This is a genomic window from Williamsia sp. CHRR-6, from assembly GCF_018474015.1.
Lineage (GTDB): Bacteria > Actinomycetota > Actinomycetes > Mycobacteriales > Mycobacteriaceae > Williamsia_A.
The window spans coordinates 393,843-417,281 of the sequence record NZ_JAHCSG010000003.1; the positions used below are offsets into that span (position 1 = coordinate 393,843).

At 68.2% G+C, this 23,439-nt stretch carries 19 protein-coding genes, 1 tRNA gene and 1 other RNA gene; 9 read left to right on the forward strand and 12 right to left on the reverse strand.

Annotated elements, in window-relative coordinates; translation table 11 throughout:
• Window positions 1-8: 8 nt before the first annotated feature.
• The 4 genes from KIK15_RS10660 to ffs form a co-directional block, all read right to left on the reverse strand.
• Window positions 9-1,385: a glycosyltransferase 87 family protein gene (locus KIK15_RS10660; RefSeq protein ID WP_214244221.1), complete on the reverse strand. Its 1,377-nt coding sequence runs from the start codon at window positions 1,383-1,385 to the stop codon at window positions 9-11.
• 43 nt (window positions 1,386-1,428) lie between these two features.
• Window positions 1,429-2,760: a glycosyltransferase 87 family protein gene (locus KIK15_RS10665; protein WP_214244223.1), complete on the reverse strand. Its 1,332-nt coding sequence runs from the start codon at window positions 2,758-2,760 to the stop codon at window positions 1,429-1,431.
• 8 nt (window positions 2,761-2,768) lie between these two features.
• Window positions 2,769-4,049, reverse strand: coding sequence for an aminotransferase class I/II-fold pyridoxal phosphate-dependent enzyme (locus KIK15_RS10670; RefSeq protein ID WP_214244225.1), 1,281 nt, complete (start codon window positions 4,047-4,049; stop codon window positions 2,769-2,771).
• Window positions 4,050-4,085: 36 nt separating this feature from the next.
• Window positions 4,086-4,180: signal recognition particle sRNA small type (gene ffs, locus KIK15_RS10675), an RNA gene on the reverse strand.
• A 96-nt stretch (window positions 4,181-4,276) separates the two neighbouring features.
• On the opposite strand from ffs, the gene KIK15_RS10680 reads away from it, so the two are divergent.
• The 5 genes from KIK15_RS10680 (at window position 4,277) to KIK15_RS18895 (ending at window position 6,666) form a co-directional block, all read left to right on the forward strand.
• Window positions 4,277-4,361, forward strand: a tRNA-Ser gene (locus KIK15_RS10680).
• 63 nt (window positions 4,362-4,424) lie between these two features.
• Entirely contained in the window at window positions 4,425-4,670 is a 246-nt protein-coding gene (locus KIK15_RS10685; protein ID WP_214244227.1) for a hypothetical protein, read from the forward strand.
• Window positions 4,671-4,707: 37 nt separating this feature from the next.
• The gene (locus KIK15_RS10690; protein ID WP_214244229.1) at window positions 4,708-5,088 is read left to right on the forward strand and encodes a glyoxalase; all 381 of its coding nucleotides are present in this window, start codon (window positions 4,708-4,710) and stop codon (window positions 5,086-5,088) included.
• 236 nt (window positions 5,089-5,324) lie between these two features.
• Entirely contained in the window at window positions 5,325-6,359 is a 1,035-nt protein-coding gene (locus tag KIK15_RS10695) for an Ldh family oxidoreductase (protein WP_214244231.1), read from the forward strand.
• On the forward strand, window positions 6,331-6,666 hold the full coding sequence (locus tag KIK15_RS18895) for a lysophospholipid acyltransferase family protein (protein WP_374222849.1): 336 nt from the start codon (window positions 6,331-6,333) through the stop codon (window positions 6,664-6,666). Before KIK15_RS10695 ends, KIK15_RS18895 begins: the two co-directional genes overlap by 29 nt.
• Window positions 6,667-6,754: 88 nt before the next feature.
• On the opposite strand, the gene KIK15_RS10705 is transcribed toward KIK15_RS18895, so the two are convergent.
• Window positions 6,755-9,109 carry a cation-translocating P-type ATPase gene (locus tag KIK15_RS10705; RefSeq protein WP_214244233.1) on the reverse strand — a complete coding sequence of 785 codons (2,355 nt, stop codon included), beginning with the start codon at window positions 9,107-9,109 and terminating at the stop codon, window positions 6,755-6,757.
• Window positions 9,110-9,252: 143 nt separating this feature from the next.
• On the opposite strand from KIK15_RS10705, the gene sigC reads away from it, so the two are divergent.
• The gene (gene sigC / locus KIK15_RS10710) at window positions 9,253-9,810 is read left to right on the forward strand and encodes an RNA polymerase sigma factor SigC (protein WP_214244235.1); all 558 of its coding nucleotides are present in this window, start codon (window positions 9,253-9,255) and stop codon (window positions 9,808-9,810) included.
• Between the two features lie 54 nt (window positions 9,811-9,864).
• Here sigC and KIK15_RS10715 read toward each other — a convergent pair whose 3' ends face one another.
• The 4 genes from KIK15_RS10715 to KIK15_RS10730 form a co-directional block, all read right to left on the reverse strand.
• Complete coding sequence (locus tag KIK15_RS10715) at window positions 9,865-10,506, reverse strand: vitamin K epoxide reductase family protein (protein ID WP_214244237.1); 642 nt, start codon at window positions 10,504-10,506, stop codon at window positions 9,865-9,867.
• Window positions 10,503-11,228 carry a thioredoxin domain-containing protein gene (locus KIK15_RS10720; protein ID WP_214244239.1) on the reverse strand — a complete coding sequence of 242 codons (726 nt, stop codon included), beginning with the start codon at window positions 11,226-11,228 and terminating at the stop codon, window positions 10,503-10,505. The genes KIK15_RS10715 and KIK15_RS10720 overlap by 4 nt, the downstream gene beginning before the upstream one ends.
• 102 nt (window positions 11,229-11,330) lie before the next feature.
• On the reverse strand, window positions 11,331-11,846 hold the full coding sequence (locus KIK15_RS10725; protein ID WP_214244241.1) for a hypothetical protein: 516 nt from the start codon (window positions 11,844-11,846) through the stop codon (window positions 11,331-11,333).
• A 155-nt stretch (window positions 11,847-12,001) separates the two neighbouring features.
• Window positions 12,002-13,336, reverse strand: coding sequence for a lipase family protein (locus tag KIK15_RS10730; protein ID WP_214244243.1), 1,335 nt, complete (start codon window positions 13,334-13,336; stop codon window positions 12,002-12,004).
• A 226-nt stretch (window positions 13,337-13,562) separates the two neighbouring features.
• Here KIK15_RS10730 and KIK15_RS10735 point away from each other — a divergent pair, with 226 nt between their 5' ends.
• The 3 genes from KIK15_RS10735 to KIK15_RS10745 all read left to right on the forward strand — a co-directional run bounded on the left by KIK15_RS10735 (window position 13,563) and on the right by KIK15_RS10745 (window position 18,222).
• On the forward strand, window positions 13,563-15,068 hold the full coding sequence (locus KIK15_RS10735) for an NAD(P)/FAD-dependent oxidoreductase (protein ID WP_214244244.1): 1,506 nt from the start codon (window positions 13,563-13,565) through the stop codon (window positions 15,066-15,068).
• 84 nt (window positions 15,069-15,152) lie between these two features.
• Window positions 15,153-16,976 carry an NAD-binding protein gene (locus tag KIK15_RS10740; RefSeq protein WP_214244247.1) on the forward strand — a complete coding sequence of 608 codons (1,824 nt, stop codon included), beginning with the start codon at window positions 15,153-15,155 and terminating at the stop codon, window positions 16,974-16,976.
• Window positions 16,969-18,222, forward strand: a complete 1,254-nt coding sequence (locus KIK15_RS10745; protein ID WP_214244249.1) for an FAD-dependent oxidoreductase — start codon at window positions 16,969-16,971, stop codon at window positions 18,220-18,222. The genes KIK15_RS10740 and KIK15_RS10745 overlap by 8 nt, the downstream gene beginning before the upstream one ends.
• Window positions 18,223-18,249: 27 nt before the next feature.
• Here KIK15_RS10745 and KIK15_RS10750 read toward each other — a convergent pair whose 3' ends face one another.
• The 3 genes from KIK15_RS10750 to KIK15_RS10760 all read right to left on the reverse strand — a co-directional run bounded on the left by KIK15_RS10750 (window position 18,250) and on the right by KIK15_RS10760 (window position 23,419).
• On the reverse strand, window positions 18,250-19,020 hold the full coding sequence (locus KIK15_RS10750; protein WP_214244251.1) for an SWIM zinc finger family protein: 771 nt from the start codon (window positions 19,018-19,020) through the stop codon (window positions 18,250-18,252).
• A 31-nt stretch (window positions 19,021-19,051) separates the two neighbouring features.
• Window positions 19,052-21,886 (reverse strand): DEAD/DEAH box helicase, encoded by a 2,835-nt coding sequence (locus KIK15_RS10755; protein WP_214244595.1) that lies wholly within the window; start codon window positions 21,884-21,886, stop codon window positions 19,052-19,054.
• A gap of 423 nt (window positions 21,887-22,309) precedes the next feature.
• On the reverse strand, window positions 22,310-23,419 hold the full coding sequence (locus KIK15_RS10760; RefSeq protein ID WP_374222844.1) for a DUF1524 domain-containing protein: 1,110 nt from the start codon (window positions 23,417-23,419) through the stop codon (window positions 22,310-22,312).
• Window positions 23,420-23,439 lie beyond the last annotated feature (20 nt).

The window sequence follows — 23,439 nt, forward strand, 5'->3', positions numbered from 1 at the left end:
GGGAGAGCCTACCGGCGGCCTCCGACAGCCGATCCGGGCCCGAGGCTGTCGCCGGCGGGCGCGGGCGAATCGGTGCGGTGATCGGGTCTGCGCAGTCGGAGGCCGACGACGATGGTGATCACCGCCGCCACCGCGAACACCCACAGATAGGGCTGCGCGGAGAACACCCGCACCCAGGACGGCGCCGGGTTCATGAACGCCCCGACCCCGTAGTAGGGGCGAAAACCCAAGGCCCCCTCAGGTATCCGGTCAGTCCACATGAACACCGACAGCACCAACGCGATCGGGGCGGACAGCAGCAGCGTGCCTCGGCGCCAGTCCCCGCGCGCCCAGGCCCGCAGCACCAGATCGACGGCCACCACCATCAACGGCACGAACCACACCCAGTGATGGCCCCAGGAGAACGGCGAGATGGCGGTCGCGGTCATGCCGACCAACGCCAACGCCAACACCTCGTTGCCCAGCCGGTGCGCGACCCAGGCGGCACTGAGTCCCAGGGCCACCGCCGCGATCGCGCACAGCATCCACAGCACCGGGCTGGGATGGTCGGTGTCGACGATGGTCGCCAGCGCGCCGCGCAACGACTGGTTGGCCGGGTTGCGCGCGAACCCCACGCGCCCGGAGTCGAAGACGCGATCGGTGAAGAAGCTCCACGAGGCGCGCGGGATGATCGCAAACCCCGCAGCAACCGTGGCGGCGAGCACGGCCACTGCGGTGACCACCGCCCGCCACTGCCGGGTGAGAGCGAGGTAGAGGAGAAAGAACCCGGGCGTCAGCTTGATGCCGGCGGTCACCCCGACGCTGAACCCACGCAACCGTCCCCAACGGCCGGCACCGTTGGGCCGCAACAGGTCCCACACGATCACCGCCATCAGGAAGACGTTCACCTGGCCGTACCAGATGGTGGTGCGCACCGGCTCGAACAGCAACGCCACCGCCGCGACGGTCACCGACAGGGCTACCAGCGGTGCGTCGAGACGGTAGCCGAGGGCCAGGAAACAGCGGATGACCACGAACAACAGCGCTGCGATGGTCAACCCGCCCCAGACGAAGATGGCCGTGGACTTGCTGACCCACGCCAAGGGTTGCAGCACGATGGTGGAAAACGGCGGGTAGGTGTACTCCATCCGGCGATACACCGGGCCGTTGTAGATGGCGCGGTCGTGCAGCAGATGCAGCGCGCCGGCCCGGTAGACCTTGAGGTCCAACTGGTTCTGAAACAGCCCGAACACCCGGGCGTGCAGCGGCACGTAGGTGAGCTGCAGGTACACAGCCACCGCGGTGATGGCGACCAGGGCCAGAAAAAAGAGAGGATGTCGGGGCAGTGTCGGGCGGTCGCCGGCGCCCCTCGACGCCGGACGCGCCGACAACCGCGAGATGATCACACCCAGACTCCCCGAGAATCCGTTGTCTTGTCCGGGGGGAAGCTTATCCCTTCGGCCCGCTCGCCAACCCAGCTGTGACCGCCGGGGTGCGTCGTAGCACCAGCACGGTGGCGACCGCGGTGACCAGGAACACCCAGCTGTAGGGCGCGACGGTGAACCAACGCAGTGCAGCGACGCCGTTCTTGAAGAACAGCCCGGTGTAATAGGCGTGCAGGTGGGGGACCTCGACGTAGAACATCAGGCCCGGGATGTAGGTCCGCCAGGAGAAGGTGACCAGCAGCAACGCACCGACGGCGATACCCGCCACCACGGTGCGGCCTCGGACGGGGGTCCGTAGCAGCTGGTCGACCCCGATGACCCCCAACGGCACGAACCACACCCAGTGATGACCCCAGGTCATCGGCGACACCACACACGCGGTCATCCCGATCAGGGTGAGCGCCAACAGTTCATGGCCACGGGTGTGGGCCAGCCGCGCGGCGCAGAGCCCCAACGCCAGGGCGGGTAACGCCAGCGCCAGCCAGGCCGCCATCGGCGGCTGCTCGGAGTCCAACAGGTTGGCCAGCGCGCCGCGCAGTGACTGGTTGCCCGCCACATTGGGGCTTCCCACCCGGTCGGAGTCGAGGAAGGTGCCCGACCAGTAGGTCCAGGTGTCGCGAGGCATCGCCACCGCCGCCACCGCGATGGTGCTCGCGAACCCGGCCAGCAGCGTCAGCGCGGCCCGGCGACGTCCGGTGATCAGCAGGTGCGCGACGAAGATCAGCGGGGTCAGCTTGATGCCGGCGGCTAGCCCGGCCACAAAGCCTTGGCCCCGAGAATCCCTGGGACGCAGCAGATCCCACAGGATCATTGCCATCGGGAAGATGTTCACCTGGCCGAACCACAACGTGCTGCGCACCGGCTCGGCCAGTGCAGCGATCGCCACCAGCGACACCGCGATGATCCGCAACCGCCAGGTGATCGGGCGGCGCAGCGCCCGGAAGCTCATCACGATCACCGCGTAGAGCACGACGTAGACGGCCACAGTCCAGGCGATGCGGGCCATGTCGAAGGAGATGAGCGCCACCGGGGTGAACAACACCACCGAGATGGGAGCGTAGGTGTAGTCCATGACGCCCAGCAGTTTCGCCTCGTACAGACGGTGGCCGTCGAGGACGGTGCGGGCGCCGGCGCGGTAGACCTCGAGGTCGAGTTGGTTGTCGAAGAGTCCCCAAAACGGTTCCCGGAACGGCACGAGTACGTTCTGCAGCCAGATGGACACCACCCCGAGCACCACGAAGATCCCGGTCACGGCATTCGGATGCAGGCGTCGACGGTTGACCGTGACGACGGAAATGTCCGATTGCGGCGGTGCGGGATCGGCGGTGGTCGACATGGCCAGGCTCAGCGGGTCTGGCCGGCGAGCAGCTTGTCTGCTGCCGCCAACAGGACACAGGTGGCCACCCCGTTCATCGCGGTACCCAACTCGTCGAGGGTGGGGAACGTGGGGGCCAACCGGATGTTGCGATCGTTGGGGTCACGCTTGTAGGGGAACGTGGAACCCGCTGCAGTCAAGGCGATTCCGGCGTCCTTGGCCAGCTTCACCACGGTTGAGGCGGTCCCGTCGATCACGTCGAGACTGACGAAGTAGCCGCCTTCGGGGTCGGTCCACGACGCCACCTTGGCGTCACCGAGGCGGTCTTCAAGGATCTGTGACACCAATGCGAACTTGGGCGCCAACAGGTTTCGATGCTTGGCCATGTGGGTGCGCACGCCGTCGGCATCACCGAAGAACCGGACGTGGCGCAGCTGGTTGAGCTTGTCCGGGCCGATGCTGGCATAGGACATGTGCTTGCCGTACCACGCCAGATTCTGCGCGGAGGTACCCAGGAAGGAGACACCGCTGCCGGCGAAGGTGATCTTGGAGGTGGACGCGAACACGTACGGGCGGTTGGGGTTTCCCGCTGCCTGCGCCATGTCGAGGATGGGCAGTGGCTCGGGGGTGGTGTCGGTGAGGGTGTGTACCGCGTAGGCGTTGTCCCAGTAGATGCGGAAGTCGGGTGCTGCGGGCATCTCCAGCAGCGCCTTGAGCGCATCGCGGCTGGTGACCGCACCGGTGGGGTTGGCGTAGGTGGGCACCAACCAGATGCCCTTGATGGACGGGTCGGCAGCGGCCAGTCGTGCACACGCCACCACGTCGGGACCGTCGGGCAACATGTCGACGGTGATCATCTCGATGCCGAGGGTTTCGCAGATGCCGAAGTGGCGGTCATAGCCGGGAGCGGGCGCCAGAAACTTGATGGGTTCGCGGCCCCACGGCTGCGTCGAGTCGGGGGTGCCGTGCAGCATCGCGAACACGGTCAGGTCGTGCATCAACTGCAGGCTGGAGTTGTTGGCGGCGGCCAGCTGATCGGCCGGGACGGCCAACAGCTCACCGAAGATGGCCCGCAGCTCGGGTAGCCCGAGCAGGTTGCCGTAGTTGCGGCAGTCGGCACCGGTCGCGTCGCGATAGTCGTCGACGCCAGGCAGCGCCAACAGCCCGTTGGACAGGTCCAGCTGGTCGGGGGCCGGCTTACCGCGGGTGAGGTCGAGAGACAGACCGGCCGCACGCAGGGCGTCGTACTTGTCGTGAAGGTCTGCGCGTGTGCTGGCGAGCTCGGCGGGGCTCATCGAGTGATAGTTCACGCGGGCCTTCCCTGGTCACCCCTGCGATCGAGACGTAGAAGAGGACCCCGCGCACCCGTCAGAGCCCGTTGACCCTTGCTGCCTTCCGGCCCTGGGGGAGTTCACAGGATGCACGCCGCGCGGGATCCGAGGTCGAGTGTAGACGTCCCCCCTGACCGGCACACACTCGGCGATGACCAGCGCACTTTTGGTGCCGCTCGGGGAGCGCGGCTATGCTTGCCCGTACTGGAGGATTCGCCTAGTGGCCTATGGCGCTCGCCTGGAACGCGGGTTGGGTTAACGCCCTCAGGGGTTCAAATCCCCTATCCTCCGCGCTGAGATCGGGGTCTCCGGCAGTGTTCGGAGGCCCCTTTCTCTTTCTTCGATGCGTCGACCGTGCCGAAATCCCCCGTCGAACGTGCCGAAGTCACCCGTCGGACGATCTTATTTGCCGACGTGCTTCGCGACATCGGTGATCGCCTCGAGGGCGTCACCGGCTCGTTCGCCAGAGCAGCACATGTGTGTGCGTTGGGTGACACCGTCGCCGAGGCGCTGGCGAGAGCACAGGAAGGAGTCGGTGCCATGCACTTCACCGTCAAGGCGAGCGGTTGGACGGGCCAGACCACCCAGACCATTTCCTGACGCAGTTCTGATCACCCATCACAAGGAGAGTTCGAAGATGACCACGAACGACTACAGCCTCGAGGGGCTTCACCACGTCCAGCTCGCGATTCCCGCGGGCGCCGAGGACCAGTGCCGCGAGTTCTGGGGAGAGGTGCTCGGCATGACCGAACTTGAGAAGCCGCCCGTGCTGGCCGCGAGAGGCGGGTGCTGGTTCCGCGGCGGGGGACTCGAGGTGCACCTTGGCGTCGAGCAGGACTTCAGCCCGGCCAAGAAGGCTCACCCTGGCATCCTCGTGTCCTCGATCCATGGCCTGGCCGCCCGGCTGGAGGACCAAGGGCATGAGGTGACGTGGGACGACAACTTCCCTGGCCACGAGCGGTTTTACGCCTTCGACAAGCTCGGCAATCGCCTCGAGTTCCTCGAACCGAAGAACTGATGAGCGCTCTCGGGGGGCGCGGTCATCCGGCAGAGCCGGTGGCGGGATCCACATCACCGATCTCATCGTCGCGCAGGGACCGACCGGGAACGAGTCCATCGTCGTGCCCGGTCTGACCGCGCACGCGCAGCCCGGCGAGGTGGTCGCGCTGCGATGCCCAACTCGTGACGTTGCGGCATCGCTCGTCGAGACACTGAGTGGCCGCCGGCAGGCCCAGTACGGGCTGATCTCGGTGGGTGCGAGCACGTCGCGACGCATCGCCCCCCGCACCCCGCGAGGGCTGGTCACAGTCGAGCTCGACAGGGTCGGCAACCTCGGCTCCAGCTGGGGCGATCGTCGTCGACGCCGGCACGGCGCCTGCAGGAGCCTCGATCTCCGAGGTGCACGAGCTCGCCGGTGGCGGAGCAGCAGTGCTTCTCGTCACCGCCGACGAGCAGCTCGCTGCAGCCGCCGACCGGCAGGTCGAGGTCGAGCCGCCCACAGATCCCGCCGCGTCGGCGGTCCAAGATCCGGTCATCGTCTTGGCCAACCTCACTGAGCTGGTGACCGCGACACTGTGCGCCGAAGGCGTGGCGCCGCGGCGTGCTGCTCTCGTCGCCCGGGTGCTCATCGACGCGGATGCCCGCGGTCACTTCTCGCACGGCGTCGGGCTGCTGCCCATGTACGTCGACCGGATCCGTGCAGGCGGCATCGACCCGGTGGCCGACCCGCAGTGGGTCAGTGAAATGGGCGTCGTCAAGGTCCTCGACGCGCAGGGTGGCTTCGGACAGGTCGCGGCCGAGCTGGCCGCTGAGACCGTGGCCGAGGACGCCACCATGTCGGGTATCGCCGCGGTCGGTGTCCGTGGCAGCAACCACATCGGCATGCTGGCGGCGTACCGTGGCTCGTTCACCCGGCACGGCGTCGTGGGCCTGGTGTTCAACGTCTCGGGCCCCAGCGTCGCGGCATCCGGTGCGGGACGAGCGACGCTCGGCAACGACGCAGTGTGCCTCGTCGCACCTCTCGAGGGCAGTCGTCCCTTCATCGTCGACTTCGCCACCGGCATCGGTGGCCGCGGGAAGGCAGCCCGAGCGTTCCGGCCTGGCCGGCGCCCGCGGCGTCACGCAGGTGCTGTGGCGTGGGAGCGCGGCTCTACGGACGGCTGTGCCGCGCGACCGGGCAGATCCCGATCTCCCGCGACGGCTCCGGTAGCGCAGACAGTGCACTGCAGGCGAGATCCTGGCGCATGGCGGGGTCTGGGCGATCTACCCCGAAGGGAAGCGGTCCCCTGACGGCCGGTTGTGGCGTGGCCGAACCGGCGTGATGCGGGTGGCTTTGCCGGGAGGTCATCCGGTGGTGCCAGTCGGGATCTGCGGCACCGATTCCGTGGATCGGCCAGGGGTACGCGGTTGGCGCCGCGGTCGTGTCGATATCACGATCGGCGAGCCGATCTGTCTTGAACCGTGGCGCGCGGCAGCCGACGACCCGGCGGCGTGGCGGGCAGCGACGGATGAGCTGATGGCCGCCATTCAACGTCTCACCGGCCAGGACTACGTGGACCGCCATCCCGACCAGGATCACACCCGAGACGCGAGATGACACAGCTTTTCCGCCCAACCGACGGGGATTAGCGCCCAACCGACGGGGTTTAGCGCCCAACCGACGGGGATTAGCGCCCAACCGACGGTCAGACGGTGCGGTGGTCGTCGAAGTAGTCGGGTGCGTAGACGTTGGGGCGGTCGGTGCGCCCGCGGCCCGGTGCCGCACGGCGCGCGAAGCCGCGGATGCGCAGACTGTTGCTGACGACGAAGAACGACGAGAACGCCATCGCCGCGCCGGCGATCAGCGGGTTCAACAACCCGGCGGCGGCGATCGGGATGGCAGCGACGTTGTAGCCGAACGCCCAGATCATGTTGGTACGAATAGTCTTCTGCGTCATCCGTGCCAAGCCCAGCGCCTCGGGCACCGTCATCAGCGCGCTGCGCACCAGGATGATGTCGGCCGCACCGATGGCCACGTCGGTGCCGCGCCCGATGGCCAACCCCAGATCGGCGGTGGCCAACGCGGGCCCGTCGTTGATGCCGTCGCCCACCATGGCCACGGTGGCACCCGCGGCCCGCAACTCCTCGATCACCTCGACCTTGCCCTCGGGCAACACCTCCGCGATCACCTCATCGATTCCCACCTGTGCCGCAACGGATTCGGCGGCGACGGTGTTGTCGCCGGTGACCAGCAGGGTACGCAAACCCAACCGGTGCAGCTCGGTGATGGCCTGGGCCGCGTCGTCTTTCACCGAATCAGCGACGGCGATGACAGCACACACCTCGTCCTCGATGCGGGCGTAGACCACCGTGTGCCCGGCCTCCTCGCCGCGGCGTCGAGCCCGCGCCAGATCTGCATGCACCATGCGCGAGGCGCTGATCCACCGCGGCGAGCCCACCGCCACCTGGCGGCCACCCACCACAGCCGATACACCCTGACCGGGCGCGGCCACGAAATCAGCCACCGCGCCCAGCACATCGATGGCGTCATCGTCGACGCTGTCGGCGATCGCCTGAGCCACTGCGTGTTCGGAGGCGCGCTCCACCGCAGCCACCGACGCCATCACCTCGTCACGGGAAAAACCTTCCCGCACAGTAATGTCCACCACGGTCAGCTCACCGTTGGTCAGGGTGCCGGTCTTGTCGAACACGACGGTGTCGATCTGCCGCGACGCGTCCAGCGCCTGATGCCCCTTGAGGAAGATGCCCAACTGCGCCCCACGACCCGAGGCGACCATCAGCGCGGTGGGCGTGGCCAGCCCCAGGGCACACGGGCACGCGATGACCAGCACCGCCAGCGCCGCTGAGATCCCCGACTGCAGACCCGACCCTGCGAGCACCCACCCGGCCAGCGTGAGCAGCGCCAACACGATCACCGCCGGCACGAACACCGTGGAGATGCGGTCGGCGAGCCGCTGGACCGCGGCCTTCCCCGACTGTGCGTCTTCGACCAGCCGCATCATCGCCGCGAACTTGGTGTCCGGGCCCACCGCAGCGGCTTCCACGATCAACCGCCCGTTCAACGAGACCGTGCCTCCCACGACACTGGCCCCGGTAGCGACATCGACCGGACGCGACTCACCGGTCATCGCGCTCATGTCCACCGCGGCGGCGCCTTGGACGACGAGTCCGTCGGTGGCGATGGTTTCGCCCGGACGCACCACAAACCGTTGGCCCTCTTTGAGTTCGGCCACCGGGATACGCATCTCGCTGTCGTCGCCCAACAGGACCGACACCTCTTTGGCACTGATCGCCGCCAACGCCCGCAACGCACCCCCGGCAGTCGATTTGGCGCGGGCCTCGAAATAGCGCCCGGCCAGCACGAACACCGTCACCCCGGCCGCCACCTCCAGGTAGATCGACTTGCTGGAGGTGATGGCGTCCCACACCCCGTCGGGTGCGTTGTCACCGTCGAGGCCGGGTCCGAACATCGTGTACAGCGACCACCCGGCCGCCGACAGCACGCCGAGGGAGATCAGTGTCTCCATGCTCAAGGCGCCCACCTTCAGGTTGTGGGCGGCCACCCGATAGAACGGCCATGCACACCAGGTGAGCACCGGGGCGGCCAGCGCGATCAGGATGGCCTGCCATCCGGGGATGCGGGTGTCGGGGACCGCGGAGAACATGATCGACAGGTCAGCCAAGGGCACGAACAGGATCAGCGCGACCACCAGTCGACGGAACAGCGTGCGGGCGTGGTCGCGGTCGGGATCGGAATGGGTGGCACCGACTCCGACACGTTCGGCGGCGCCGAAGCCGGCGCGATCGACCACGGCTACGAGCTCATCGGTACTGATCGCCGGATCGGCGTCGATGGTGGCGATGCGGGTGGCGTAGTTGACCGAGGCCTTCACCCCGTCGACCTTCGTCAGCTTGCGTTCCACCCGCGCCGCACACGACCCACACGTCATCCCGGACACCTCGAGTTCGACTCGGCGGGACCCCGGTCGCGAACCCACGGTGTCCGGTCGAACGAGCGCGTCGCCGGTGATGCTGGTCATGTCTCTCCTGTGTTCGGTGCGGGTCGGCCATCCCCGGGTGCTGCGGCGATCGACAACCGTCCACTCGAGTAGTCGGAGTCGCAGGCCGTTCGGTTCCGGCTGCGGTTCGATTCTCGACGGCTTGGCGCGCTAGCGTGGCACTCGTGAGAGCCGACGCCGCCGATGACGAGCACGTCACCAGCTTGGCGTTTGCGGCTGCCCGCGGTGACCGCGCTGCCCTGGAGGCCTTCATCAAGGCTACTCAGGCCGATGTCTGGCGGTTCGTGACCTATCTCTCCGACGCCGGTCGTGCCGACGATCTGACCCAGGAGACCTACATCCGCGCCATCGGCGCGCTGCCCCGGTTCTCGGGTCGGTCCACCGCCCGAACGTGGCTGCTGTCGATCGCCCGGCGCGTGGTGGTCGACCAGGTGCGCCACGATCGCGCCCGGCCACCATCAGCATTCGGGTCGGGCGCCGATGCGGTGGTCGAGTTGCCGGTGGCACATCGCTACGAGGAACAGGTCGAGTGGGATCTGCTGGTCAACCAGCTGGAACCCACCCGTCGCGAGGCGTTCTTGCTGACCCAGTTCCTGGGCCTGTCGTATGCCGACGCCGCCGACGTGTGCGGCTGCCCGGTGGGCACCATCCGCTCACGCGTGGCTCGGGCCCGCGATGACCTGGTACGGGCGTACCACGCCGACGTCACCGAAACTGGCTGATCGCCCCGTGCGTGTTTGTGGTGGGCCGGCCCACCACAAACACGCACGGGCTCGTCAGAGCAAGGTTGACCAGTAGTACCAGAAATGGTTGGCGATCAGCAGGATCACCACGGTGTAGAACACGATCAGAGCCGGCCACAGCCACTCGGTGAATCGTTGCGCGGCAACGTTTCCCGACAGCCGCGCGGTGATCCGTGCCGAGAGCACCAACAGGATGGGCGTGATGGTCCACACCACCATGCAGTACGGGCACAGCGCGTTTATGCGGTAGATGCTCTGGGTGATCAGATACCCGACCCCGACCATGCCCAGCGCGCTGCCGACGGTGAGGCCGCCCCAGAACCACGTGGGCATCGGCACCCCACTCAGTGCCAGCACTCCGACCACGATGACCACCGAGTACGCCGCTATGCCGATCAGCGGGTTGGGGAAGCCGAAGAACGACGCCTGCTCGGTGACCATCACCGAACCGCACGACAGCACCGGGTTGATGCTGCAGCTGGGCCGGTAACCGGGGTCCTTGAGCATCTCGAAACGCTCGATGGTGAGGGTGGCCGCAGCCAGCAAGCCGATGGCCCCCAGCAGCAGCACCACCAGCGATGTCACTCGACCGGGTAGCCAGTCGGTCTCGACCTGGTCGTCGTCGCCGGACACCACCTCGGGGTCGGGCGGGGTGGGGGTGTCGGTGAGCGTCACGGCGTGGCCTTCGCGGCGGCGGTGATCGTGGTGATCAGGTCGGCCGGCGGCAGCGGGTTGCCCGCAGCATCGGTGGTCTGCAGCGGCTTGCCGTTGAGCAACAACGTCGGTGTCCCCTGGATCGTCGGCAGGACCTTCGCGGTCTGGCGGGCCAACCACTTCTTGTAGTCGACGTTGTCGATGCAGGAGTTGACCGACGCAGGCGCGCCGGCGGAGGCGGCGAGTTCCTTGAGCTTCGAGTTCGGCAGTCCAGCGGAGTTCTCTGCGGGCTGGTTGGCATAGAGCACGTTGTGGAACTTCAGCCAGGTGTCGTAGTTGCCGCTACCCGCAGTCGCCTCGGCGACACACAACGATGCGCTCCCCGCCCGCGTCGAATACTCCGTCGTCGAGGCCCGATCCAAGAATGCGATCGGCTTGTATTCGATGGTCAGCCCAGGCGTGACCTGCAGCTGCGTGATCGCGTCGCCGTAGGTGGCCTCGAAGTCCTTGCAGATCGGGCACTGGAAGTCCTCGATGACCGTCAGCGTCGCCCTGGCCGGTACGGGCGGGCGGCCAGGGACCGTGGTCGCGGCGTTCTTGACGACGAACCCGCCGTCGGCGCTGACCACCGTGGGGGTCTTGCCGCCCTGGGCGTCCTTGTTGCTCTTGGTTGCGATCAACCCGATGCCCACGGCCACCGCGATCACCACCACCACCAGCGTGCCGACGATGCGGATGGTCATCGTGCGCCGCCGCTCGGCGGCTGCGGGGCTGATCGACTTCCCGCGATTGGGCTTGGGGCCCCTGGGGATCGAAGGCTTCGAATTGTTGCCGGTGACGGCCATCTAGATGTCGCTCCTGTTCGGGTGCGCTGGCCCCGCTGTGTCGGGGGCTCGGCGAGCGTCGGGATGGGAACTCGAGAGTGGGGCCAGCATCAGTCCGACCCAGGCGACACCGACGAGCAGGGTGCAGCCGGTAGCCGCCAGCAACGGGGTCGCCAGGTGCGCGGCCGGACCGGTGCGCAGCGACCAGAAGCCCAGCAGCAACAGGAAGGTGCCGACAGCTGAGGTGGCCGCAGCCATCCAGCAGACGCGAAAACGCGGGTGAACCACCCCGACGGCGGTCAGCAGCGCAGCCAACGACCCGACCGCGGTACCCGCGATGGCCAGACCACACATCTGGCCGTCGGTACGCGCACTGTCAGCGATGCTGCCCACCGCCATGATCAGACAGACCACCAACGCCCCGTCGACCGCGGCCAGCAGCAGGCGCCGCCGACCGAGATGCATGTCGTCGAGCACCGAACGCTCGATGGCCGCGAGCTCCCGATCGAGGCGTGAGCGCTCGTGTTGCCGCGTCATCTGCGATCAACTCCTCACCTGGACCCGATTCAGTAGTCGGTTGCCAACCGACACCGGTTCCCAGAGTGCTGCGTTTGCGCGCGCAATGCCACCCCGGCCTGATGTGGATCTGCTGAGAGCGCCCGAAACACCCGAGACGGACGCGCTGATCCCGATCAGTGAGACGACAGGGTGCGACCGGTGGCCACTCGAACCGCCACCCCGGCCAACGTCAGCAGTCCCCGTGCCCCGGTCGGGGTGAGGACGGTGGGCCAGGCAGGGCCCGACCCCCGTCGATCCGCGTCGGTGGATCGACCGCGGAAACGATCGGAGAGCCAGCGCAGCGCCAACGGCGTGGAGATGGGATGCAGCAGGATGTGTTCACCCAGCGGTTCGCGGTGATAGGTGACGTCGGCGCCGCCGTCGCGGTAGGTCTGCACCAGGTCGTCGATGTCGCCTGCCGACATGATCAGGTCGGTGGCGGATTGGATGACCAGCACCGGCATCTGCGGGATGGATCGCCCCAGCCGGATCGCCTCGAACACCGCCCGCACCTCTGGCAGCGCCAGGATCTCCGTCAGTGGCCGGTCCAACATGCGACCCATGTCGGAGAAAAGGAACCGCAGCACCGCCTCCACCGTGGTCATCCGACTCAGTCGCTGCAGCCGGGCTCGACCGCGCGCGGTGGCATGCTCAGCGAGCACCCGCTGAAGGTCCGGGTAGACCTGCGACAGGGCGCTGACCACCATGGCGGGCAGGCCGGAGAACAGTCCACCGTTGAGCCGCGAGTACGTGTTGCCCAGGTCTCCGACCGGCGACCCCAACACGGCGCCGACCACGTTCAGTTCCGGGGCGTAGTGCGCCCACAGCTCGGCTGCCCAGGCGCTGGCCAGCCCGCCGCCGGAGTACCCCCACAACGCGATCGGATCGTCGGCGTGCACGGCCAGTCCGTCATGGGCGACCGCGGCCCGCAGACCGTCGAGGGTGATGTACCCGGGCATCCGTGGCATCCCCCACAGGCCCTGTGGCCCCTCGTGATCAGGGATGGCCACGGCCCATCCGCGGGCCAGTAGCGAGGCGATCACCAGGTACTCCACCTGGGCCAACGCCCCGAAGGCGACGGCCCCACGCAGCAGCGCATACGACGGGAAGCAGCGGGAGGTGATGGCATCGATGGCGCACTGGTACGACACGACCGGCCGTGACCCCGGTTGCGCAGCCGAGCCGGTCGGGGTGAGCACGGTGGTGACCGCCGCCATCGGTTCGCCGTCGGCTCCGCTGGTGCGGAACAACAGTTGGGTCGCGCGGACCCGCTGCGGCACCAGCCCGAAGAACGCGACTCGCACCTCGCGGGCACGCAGCACCGAGCCCAACGGCATCGACTCGAACCCGACCGGCGGCTGGTGGAACGGGTCGTCGGCGGGCAGCCGTGGACGGCCGCCGAGCACCTCCGGCACCGAGATGTCGACCGGGGCGTGTTCGGGCTGCCGGGCGGCATATGCCTCACTCATGGCCCACTCCCCTGACGAGATCGCGCGACGGTATCGATGTGCGCGCTGACGATAGCCCAGCTCGCCCAGTCGATGGCGACCCCCGTCGTTGCCTGCACCTGCGGTGGACTCGATCGGACCACCACGCCTGATGACGCCGACGCACCAGAACGCCCGCCCCGCCGAGAGCGCGCATGCCACCATCGACGCAGGATGGTCGAGAAATCGTGATCGACAGGGAGCAGGCATGACGAACACAGGACCGCAGTCGGCGATCGTGGTGGGCGCGGGGTTCGGCGGTCTGGGAATGGCCGTGTCGCTGCTGCGCGCCGGAGTGCGCGACGTGCGCATCCTCGAACGCGGCGACGACGTGGGCGGGTGCTGGCGTGACAACACCTATCCCGGCGCGGCCTGCGACGTGCCCTCGTATCTGTACTCGTTCTCCTTCGCCCCCAACCCTCACTGGACGCGGCGTTTCGCCCGCCAGCCCGAGATCCTGGCCTACCTCCAGGATTGCGCCGAGAAGTTCGGGCTGACCGACCGCATCACGCTGCGCGCTGAGGTGAGCGCCGCCTCCTACGACGACGACGCGCACCGGTGGACGGTGCACTGCGCCGACGGCTCCACCCGCCACGCCGACCTGTTGGTGTTCGCATGCGGGCAGCTGAGCCAACCGTCTATCCCGAGCCTGCCCGGAGTGGAGTCGTTTCGCGGCAACGTGTTCCACTCCGCACAGTGGGATCACGACTTCTCTCCCGCCGGACGTCGGGTAGCGGTGATCGGGACCGGGGCCTCGGCCATCCAGTTCGTGCCACACCTGGTCACCGAGGCCGAGAAGGTGGTGCTGTTCCAGCGTTCAGCACCCCACATCATCCCCAAGACCGACTATCCCTACCCCACCGCAGTCCGGCGTCTGTTCAGCAGAGCGCCTGCGCTGCAACGCATCCCGCGCTGGTTCACCTACGCCATCCTCGAACCCCGCGGGGTGGGGTTCACCCGCTACCCGGCGCTGCTGCAGGCGGTGCGGTGGGTGTCCGATCAGCACCGCGCCGCCCAGGTGCCCGATCCGCAGTTGCGCGCAGCGCTGACCCCCGATCACCCGGTGGGCTGCAAGCGGGTGTTGATCTCCAACGACTACCTGCCCGCGGTGTCGGCACCCAACGTCGAGGTGGTCACCTCCACGATCGCCGAGGTGAGCGCGTCGGCGATCCGCACCGACGACGGCACTGTCCACGACGTGGACACCATCATCTACGGAACCGGTTTCGCAGCAACGGGTTTCCTGCACGGCATCTCCGTGACCGGACGGGCCGGGGCGACGCTGGCGGACACGTGGAGCGATGGCGCGCGCGCTCACCTCGGGCTCACCGTGCCCGGGTTCCCGAACATGTTCCTGCTGTACGGACCCAACACCAACCTGGGCCACAACTCGATCATCCTGATGCTCGAAGCGCAGATGCGTCGGGTCGTCGAGATGGTGCAGGCGCTGCGGCGTACCGGCGCGGCGGCGGTGGAGGTGCGGCCACAGGTGCAGCAGCGATTCGTCGAGGAGATGGAGACAGCGTTGGCCGAGACCGTGTGGAGTCAGGGCTGTCGCAGTTGGTATCTCGACTCCCAGGGCCGCAACACCACCAACTGGCCGCGATCGACGACCGCCTACATCGGGCGGATGCGTCGCTTCGACGAGGCCGACTACCGCTGGGAGTCGCCGGCGGCGGCGTCTGGTGCTGCAGCAGGTCACTCGACGCGCTGATCCGCCGTCTGAACCGTAGTGTCATCTGGCGAGCACACGCGGTGCCTGCCGCGTGACACCTACGGGCGCAGCAGGGGAGGTGCGATGGACCGGACTGCACCACCCACACCCTCAGGACACGTCATCGTCTGCGGTTTCGGCGGTCTGGCGTTGCGCATCATCGACCAGTTCATCGCCACCGGCGAGCAGGTGGTGTTGCTGGTCAAGGCGGTCGACCCAGCTATCGACGCCGCCGTGGCCCGCTGGCAGATCCCGGTACACACCGCGCTGGTCAGCGTGGCCGACGCACTGCGTGAGGCATCCCTGGACACCGCGATGGCCGTGGTGTGTGTCGACGACACCGAGGTGTGGAACCTCGAGGCGGCACTCGTCGCCGGGCAACTACGCAGCGATGTCCGGGTGATCACCGAGCTGACCAATCCGACCGTGGCCGGGGCCATGAGCACCCAGCCCTCCGACCAGACCCGCAACTGCACAGTTCTCGACGTCGCCGATCTCGCGTCGCCGTCGGTGGTGGAGGCGTGTCTGGGCATCCGCAGCCACCACGTACCGGTGGGCGGGGTCGACTTCGTGACCGCCGAGGTGACCGTCGATCAGCCCGGCACCCTGCGCACCCGATTCGGCGATCTGGCGCCGTTGGCGGTGACCACCGGATCGACGGCGACCGGCGGGATGATCCGTCCACCGACCACCACCATCTGTCCCGGCCGCGACCACCCGGTGTTGCTCGGCGACACCGTCTCCCTCGTCGGCACACCGGCCCAGTTCGCCGCCGCCGGGGTGATCCTGGACCGACAGTCGCCCACGCAACGCAGCGCCCGGCCCAACCCACTGACTCGCGCCCGATATGCGGTGCGCGCCTTCGTCTCCGACGCCAACCCCAACTTCTTTCGGATGCTGGGTGTGCTGCTGCTGTTGCTCATCACCTCCACGGCGATCCTGCGGTTGTTCTATCAGAAGCCGGGGATGAGCGTGCTGGATGCGGTGTACTTCAGCACCGAGACCGTGGCCACCGTCGGCTACGGCGACTTCAACTTCGCCGATCAGCCTCCGGCGCTGCGCATCTGGTCGATCGTCCTGATGTTCACCGGGTTGACCACCACCGCGATGATCATGGCGTTTCTCGCCGAGCTGCTCATCTCGCGGCGGATCGCCGAGGCCGCCGGCCGCCGCAAAGCCCGCTTCATGACCGGACACGTGGTGGTGATCGGGTTGGGCGCGTTCGGGATCCGAGTGGCGCGCGAGATCGCCGCCCGGGGCCACGAGGTGCTGATCATCGAACGATCACCCACCAACCGGTTCCTCTCCACCGCAGCACAATTCGATCTGCCCGTGGTGCTCGGTGACGCCACCGTCGCCGAGACCCTGCTCGACGCCCGGGTGCAGCACGCCGCGGCGGTGGCCGTGTTGACCAGCGACGACATGGCCAACGTGGAGACCGCCATCGCCGTCCGCGCCATCGCGGGCAAGCGCTGGGACGCTGCACCCGGTGCACCGAGCACCCCGGTGGTGCTGCGAGTGTTCAACCGCGCCATGGCCGATGCGGTGTCGCGGCGCTTCGATTTCCGACATGTCCGCTCCACCGCCGAGCTGGCCGCACCGTGGTTCATCGGCGCCGCACTGGGCTTGGAGGTGTTGAGCACCTTCTCGGTGCAGAACCGCTCGTTCATGGTGGGCCGGCTGCAGATCGCCCCCGACGGTGGCCTGGTGGGGGTTCGCATGCAGGAGCTGTCGGCCAACACCCGGGTGATCGCCATCCGCCGGGTGGCCACCGACGAGCTGGAATATCCGCCGCGTCGTGAGACCGCGTTCGCCGCCGGTGACGACGCCTACGTGGTGGGACCCTACGAGGAACTGCTGGCCGTGCTGGAACATCAGCGGTCCGTGGTTCGATTGACCGGTGACTGAACTCGACGCCGACGTGGTGGTGGTGGGCGCGGGCCTGGCCGGTCTGCGCGCCGCCGGCGCACTGCGCTCGGATGGCCTGCAGGTGAGGGTGCTCGAAGCCGACTCCGCACCGGGTGGACGCATCCAGACCGACGTGATCGACGGATTCCGATGCGACCGTGGGTTTCAACTGCTCAACCCCAGCTATCCCGCGGTGCGCCGCCACATCGACCTCGACGCCCTGAACCTGCAGATCAGCGGCCGAGGAGTGCGTTCGGTGGACGCCTACGGCACCGTTCGCACGCTGGCCGACCCCACTCGGCATCCCCGGCTGCTGGCGACCACCGTGCGCGACGCGGTGGCCGCGGGGATGGTGAGCCCGCGGGCCATCCTCGGGGCGCTGCGCTGGGTATGGCCGGCGTTCGGCTCGGCCCGCTCCCTCATCGCACGTCCCGACGCCCCGCTGGCGCAACGCTGGGACAGCCTCGGACTGCGCGGCCCGCTGCGTGACACGGTCCTCGCCCCGTTTCTCACCGGCGTGCTCGCCGACGGGACCTGGGAGACCTCCGACCGGTACGTGCGGCTGGTCATCAAGAGTTTCCTCGCCGCCACCCCAGGGGTCCCCGCCGCCGGAATGGGCGCGCTGCCACGACAACTCGCCGACGGGCTGGGGGCAGCGGTGCACTACGACACCCCGGTCGAACAGGTCGTCGACGGGTTGACCCCGCAGGTCCGGTTGGCCGACGGGTCCACCCTGCGATCCCGCGCGGTGGTGGTGGCGACCGCGAGCCCGTCGGCACATCGGTTGACCGGTGTGCCGGTGACGGGGATGCGTGGGCTGTCGACCTGGTGGTTCCATGCTGACAACCTGCGTTCCGATGACCCGTTCGTCCGGGTGTCGGGGGCCGGCGGCCATGTGGTCAACACCGCTCAACTCAGCGCGGTGGCATCCAGCTACGCGCCACCGGGCCAGACGTTGGTGCAGGTCACCACCCTGCTCGACGCACGCGGTCCTGCGCCCGAGGTCGAGGTGCGAGCCGAAGCCCAGCGGCTGTGGGGGGTGGGTACGCGCACGTGGCCGCTGATCATCCGCCACGACATCCCCGATGCGTTACCGGTGCAACCGGCGGGCACCCCGGTGCAGCGCAGCGTGATGGCCGGTCTGAGGGTCGCGGTGGCCGGCGATCATCGAGACACGCCGTCGATCCAGGGCGCGTTGGTCTCCGGAGGTCGGGCCGCCGCTGCCCTCGCGCGGGCTCTCGCGTAGCGGGCCTTGGGTGCTGGGCTGATCAGGTCATCGGGTACGCCCGTGGAACCGGTCGTAGAGTTCGGCGAGCTCGTCGATCGCCTCGGCGACATCGGCTGGTGCTGTCCCTGATGCCCGTAGCGCCGCCCCGAGCGCGGTCACGTCGAGCTCGGTGAGCACGTTGACCGGGGGCGGCAAGGGTAACGGTGGCAGCGGCATCCCGGCACCGTAGTAGTCCGATCGCAATGTGGCCGTGGACGATCCGGTGGCCTGGGGCGTTCGCGCGGCGCGCCCGGGACCGTCGGCGCTCTGTTCCAGCAGTTTCAACAACACCGTCGTGTCAGCACCCATCAACGTCAATGCCAGGGCGGGCCGGGCGTCGATCTGCGCGCACAGCTCGTAGGTGACGGCCAGGACGTGGATACATCGCGGTTCGTCATCGGGGCAACTGCAATCACCCTCGATGTCGGCGGGCTCGGTGGGTAACACCAACTCCCCCAACGTGACCGGCTGGCGTCCACGCGCCAACACCACCAGATCGTCGGTGGCGTCGCGGCTGCGCAGCAACTCGACCACGGTGGCCGGTTCGACGGTGCGTGCGGTCAGGGTCGTCTCGAACGGATCGAGTTGGCTGCCCTGCACCAAGGCGGTCACGCGGCCCGGCCGCACCCGCAGATCGATCACCTTGCGATCCCGAAAATAGCTGCGCGCCTTGTTCATCCGCCGCACATCGGACGGTCGGTCGACCACCGACAACACGGCCCGTGACCACGGCGTCAGTCCGTAGCCACGCGGCGGCGGCGCCTGTCTGCGACTCATCCCGACACCACCCACCACCACTGCATCTTGATCATTCGCCGACCGCCTCGTCGCGCAACCGCATCAGCTCGAACAGCTCATCGTCTCCGATGTCGGCCAGCCAATGTGCGCCCGCGCTGACGGTGAGGTCTGACAGCGCCCGCTTGTCCCGGATCATCGCGTCGATACGCTCCTCGATGGTCCCCACACACACGAAGGTCCGCACCTGCACCCGGCGGGTCTGCCCGATGCGATAGGCGCGGTCGGTGGCCTGGGCCTCCACCGCCGGATTCCACCACCGGTCAAGGTGCACAACATGATTGGCCGCAGTGAGATTCAATCCGGTGCCACCGGCCTGCAGGGAGGCGATCAACACCGGCGGACCGTCGTCGCGTTGGAACCCGGTGACGATCTGATCGCGCGCACCGCGCGACAGTCCCCCGTGCAGGAAAGCCACCTCGCCGCCGGCGACCGTGCCCAGCCACGGCGCGATCATCTCCCCGAACGCGGCGAACTGGGTGAACACCAGGGCCCGTTCGTCTCTCGCGACGATGGTGGACACGATGTCGGACAACAGCTCCAGCTTGCCCGAGCGGTGCACGTTGCGGCGCACCACCGCCGATCCGTCACCGAGGAAATGGGCGGGGTGGTTGCAGACCTGCTTGAGCCGGGTGAGGGCGGCCAGCACCGTCCGCACCCGGTGCCCCTCCCGGCTGGTGTCGGGGTCGCGGCCCAACGCCTGCATCAGGTCTTCGGTCACGGCCCGATACAACGCGGCCTGTTCGACGGTGAGGTTGGCTCGCACCGTCAACTCGACCTTCTCCGGCAGATCGGCCACGATGGTGGGATCGGTCTTGACGCGACGCAGGATGAACGGTGAGGTGATGGCCGAGAGTCGCTGCACAGCAACCGGGTCACGCTCGCGCTCGATGGCCTCGGCGTATCGGGCCTTGAACACCGACGGCGACCCCAGCAGCCCCGGGTTCACCAGGTCGATCACCGCCCGCAGGTCCTCGAGTCGGTTCTCCACCGGCGTTCCGGTCAACGCCACCCGGGTACGGGCCCCGATCGCCCGTAGCGCCCGGGCCGCTGCGGTGCGCACGTTCTTGACGTGTTGGGCCTCGTCGATCACCACCCGGTGCCACGAGATCTGTTGCAGCGTCTGCTGATCGCGCGCGGCGAGGGCGAAGGTGGTGATGGTGACGTCAGCCGCACCGGCCGTACGCACCAGGTCGTCACCAACTGCACGGGACGGCCCATGATGCACCACGACGTCGAGATGCGGTGCGAAAGAATCAATCTCACGTTCCCAGTTGCCCACAACCGACATCGGACACACGATCAAGGTGGGACCCGGGCCCGCATCGGCGCCACGTTCAGCGCACAGCAGAGCGATGATCTGCACGGTCTTACCCAACCCCATGTCGTCGGCCAGCACCGCCCCGATACCCAGGGAATCCAAGTGGCACAGCCACTCCAGCCCACGCTGCTGATACCCACGTAGCTCGGCCGCCAGCCCCGGCGGGGCCGGACGCGGCGGCGGGGTGAGGGTTCCGGTGTCGGCTATCTCGTCCAACCAGGACAAGCCGTGCACCGCGTTAACCGGCACCCCCAGCCGGTCGTCGCCGCCGGTCACCAGACCGAACAGCTCACCCATGTCGGGCGGATGCCCAGATGCGGCCAGGGCGCGCTGGGTGACGATGAAGTCGGCGGCCCGCTTGAGGGCGCCAGAATCCGCGCGCACCCACACGCCCTGCACCCGCACCAGCGACCCCTTCTCCTCGGCGAGTGCCCGCAGGTCACCGTCGTCCAGCAGGTTGTCGCCGATGGCCAACTGCCACTGGAAGTCTCGGATTTCAGCCAACCCCACCATCACCGAACGCTCGACGGTGGCGCCCACGCCCGGGCCGGCGCGCAACGCCACCCGCGGGGTCACCTCGGCCAGCGTGCGGGGCAGCAGCACCACGATCCCGGCGTGCGCCAGCGCCGCGGCACCGGTGTCGAGCAGCTCGGTCACCAGGTGATCGGTCAGCAGGAAGTCGAGGGTGGAACGGTCGTGCCCAGCCGTGGACAATGCGCTGAACGCGCGCACCGCACCGGCCACCTCGGTGGTGATCTCATCGAGTTGCCCCGGTCCGAGTCGATCGATCTCGACGGGTTCGTCGAGCCCGTCGGGCGTGCTGCGACACACCTGCAGCCGCCAGCGATCGGTATCGGTGTCGAGGGGGTCGGCGTCATCAGCCGCATCGGGTTCGTGCAGCCGCAGCACCAGCAGGCTTTCGCTGTCTCGGATCGCCTCAGCCCACGTCGTCCACGCATGCGCGGCGGTGGATGCACGGTCGACCGGCAGCGTGGCGACCTGATCGGGGAGCAAGGCCCGCACCAGTGGGGAACGCAACACCCCCGGGTCCACCTCCGCCAGGGCACGGCGGCTCACCAGATCGACCATTTCCGTGGCGAAGTCGGCAATGGCCACCTCTCCACCGTTGGCCTGCAACACTTCTGGTGCGGCCGCACAGATCTGAGCCAGCCAGCTGCGCCAGTGGACCGTGGGCAGCGGCGCCCACCGCGCCGACCACTCACCGTCGGTGAACACCAGCGACGGCGTGACCGCACGGGCTGCGACAAAAGCGCGCACCGAGAGCAGCACGTGGCCATAGAAGGCGAACTCGGCGTCGGGCGCGTCGAGGCTGTCGAATAGATCCACCCACGCCGCCGGCCCCAACGTCAGGGTTCCTGCGGTGCAGGTGGCGCCGCCGGGCCCGACGATGCTGACCTGTCGACGAAGGGTTCGTCCGGCCACCACCTCGGCCAGCGGCGTAGGCACCCCGTCGAGATCACGCGTGTCGGTGGGTGCCCCCAAGGAGTCGGTGAACCACACCGACATCCCCACACCCGGACGCCACAGGCAGTGCGCACGGGTCTTCGGGAACACCGATCAATCGTGGCACGCAACCGTGACATCACCTCGGCGCCGCCCCTGTCGTGTCGGTGGAACAGCGATGTCGAGTGGGTTGAACAGCGCCGTCTACCCCGGCCGTATCGCGTCAACGTCGACAGTTGTGGTCTTGTCGGTGATCGCCCATGGCCGTACTGCTCTGGCTCATATGGATGTTCGGATGGCAGTCGAGGAAAGCTGGCTGACCTGTGCACTGTCGAGTGGGTGGAACAGCGCCGTCGACTGGGCGGCGCTGTCTGCTGCCCAGTCGACGGCGATTTTCCGCCCACTCGACGGGGTTTTCTGCCCACTCGACGGGGTTTTCCGCCCACTCGACGCAGTAGGCACACGAGGCCGCGTCTACTGGGAGGGTTACTCGCAGGCGACGCCGTCGTTGTTGCGGTCGAGTTTCGGCCGGTACCCGGGTTCGCCGACCCGGATCGGTGCTGCGCCGGCCGCCCGCGCCGCGGTGCAGTTCTCGTAGTAGACGCCGCCGCCGTCAGGCGGAGCGGGCGGGGGCGGCGGTGGGGCATCGGTGGTTCGGGGAACCGCCGGGATCGGGGTCTGGGTGCGGGTCGCGCTGGGCGTCGGGTCGGACTCTGGTGGTGTTGCTCCGCAACTCCTCAGCACACGCGTGATCGCATCACGTTCGGCCGCGGTCACCCACAGGCTGTAGGCCGCCTTCACCTCCACCTGCCGCGCCACATAGGTGCAGCGGTAGGCCCTGTTCGGCGGCAGCCAGGTGGCGGCGTCGCCTGATCCCTTGCGTTGGTTGGTGGGACCGTCGGTGGCCTGCAGGTTGCGCGGATCGTTGGCGAAGTCGCGGCGCCGATCCGGTGAGAGTTGTTGTGCCCCTTTCTGCCACGCGTCATCGAGGGCCACCACGTGATCGATCTGTACGGCGGTCGACGTTCCCGGCCCGCGGGTGAAAGCGATGTCTCGGCCGGTGTAGGGGTCGGCCAGCGTGCCTGAGAGGACCACACAACCGCGGGTACCGGCCTTGAGGACCGCTCCGGTCAGATCGCGGCGCAGGATGTCGTTGCGCGTGTCGCACCCGTTGCGGCCACCGTCGACGGTCACGTCATCAGACCATGCCTGCCCGAATTGGGCACGGCTGTACCCGGTCCGGGGGGCACGCCCCTTCACCGCGACCGTCGCCAGCAACGTCAACGCCTGCTGGGCGGCTCCCGAATCAGCCACCGGCGCAGCCGAACTCAGCGGAGCAAGGCTGGGTTCGACCGAGCTCGTGGTGGCCGGAGTCGACGAAGTGGTCGACGATGTCGCAGCCCCCGACGGCGCGGCCACCACGGCTGCGGCCCGATCGGTGACCTGTTTGGTGTCGTCGGGGGCGATCAGCCCGATCACCAGCACTGTCGCGACCCCCGCACCGGCTATCCACGGCCAGCGACGGCGGCGCACCACCGCCGACTTCTTGTATCCCGCGGGCCGCTGCCAGTCCGGGCCGATCGGGTCAAAGGTCACCACGCCATTGAAGCAGCTCA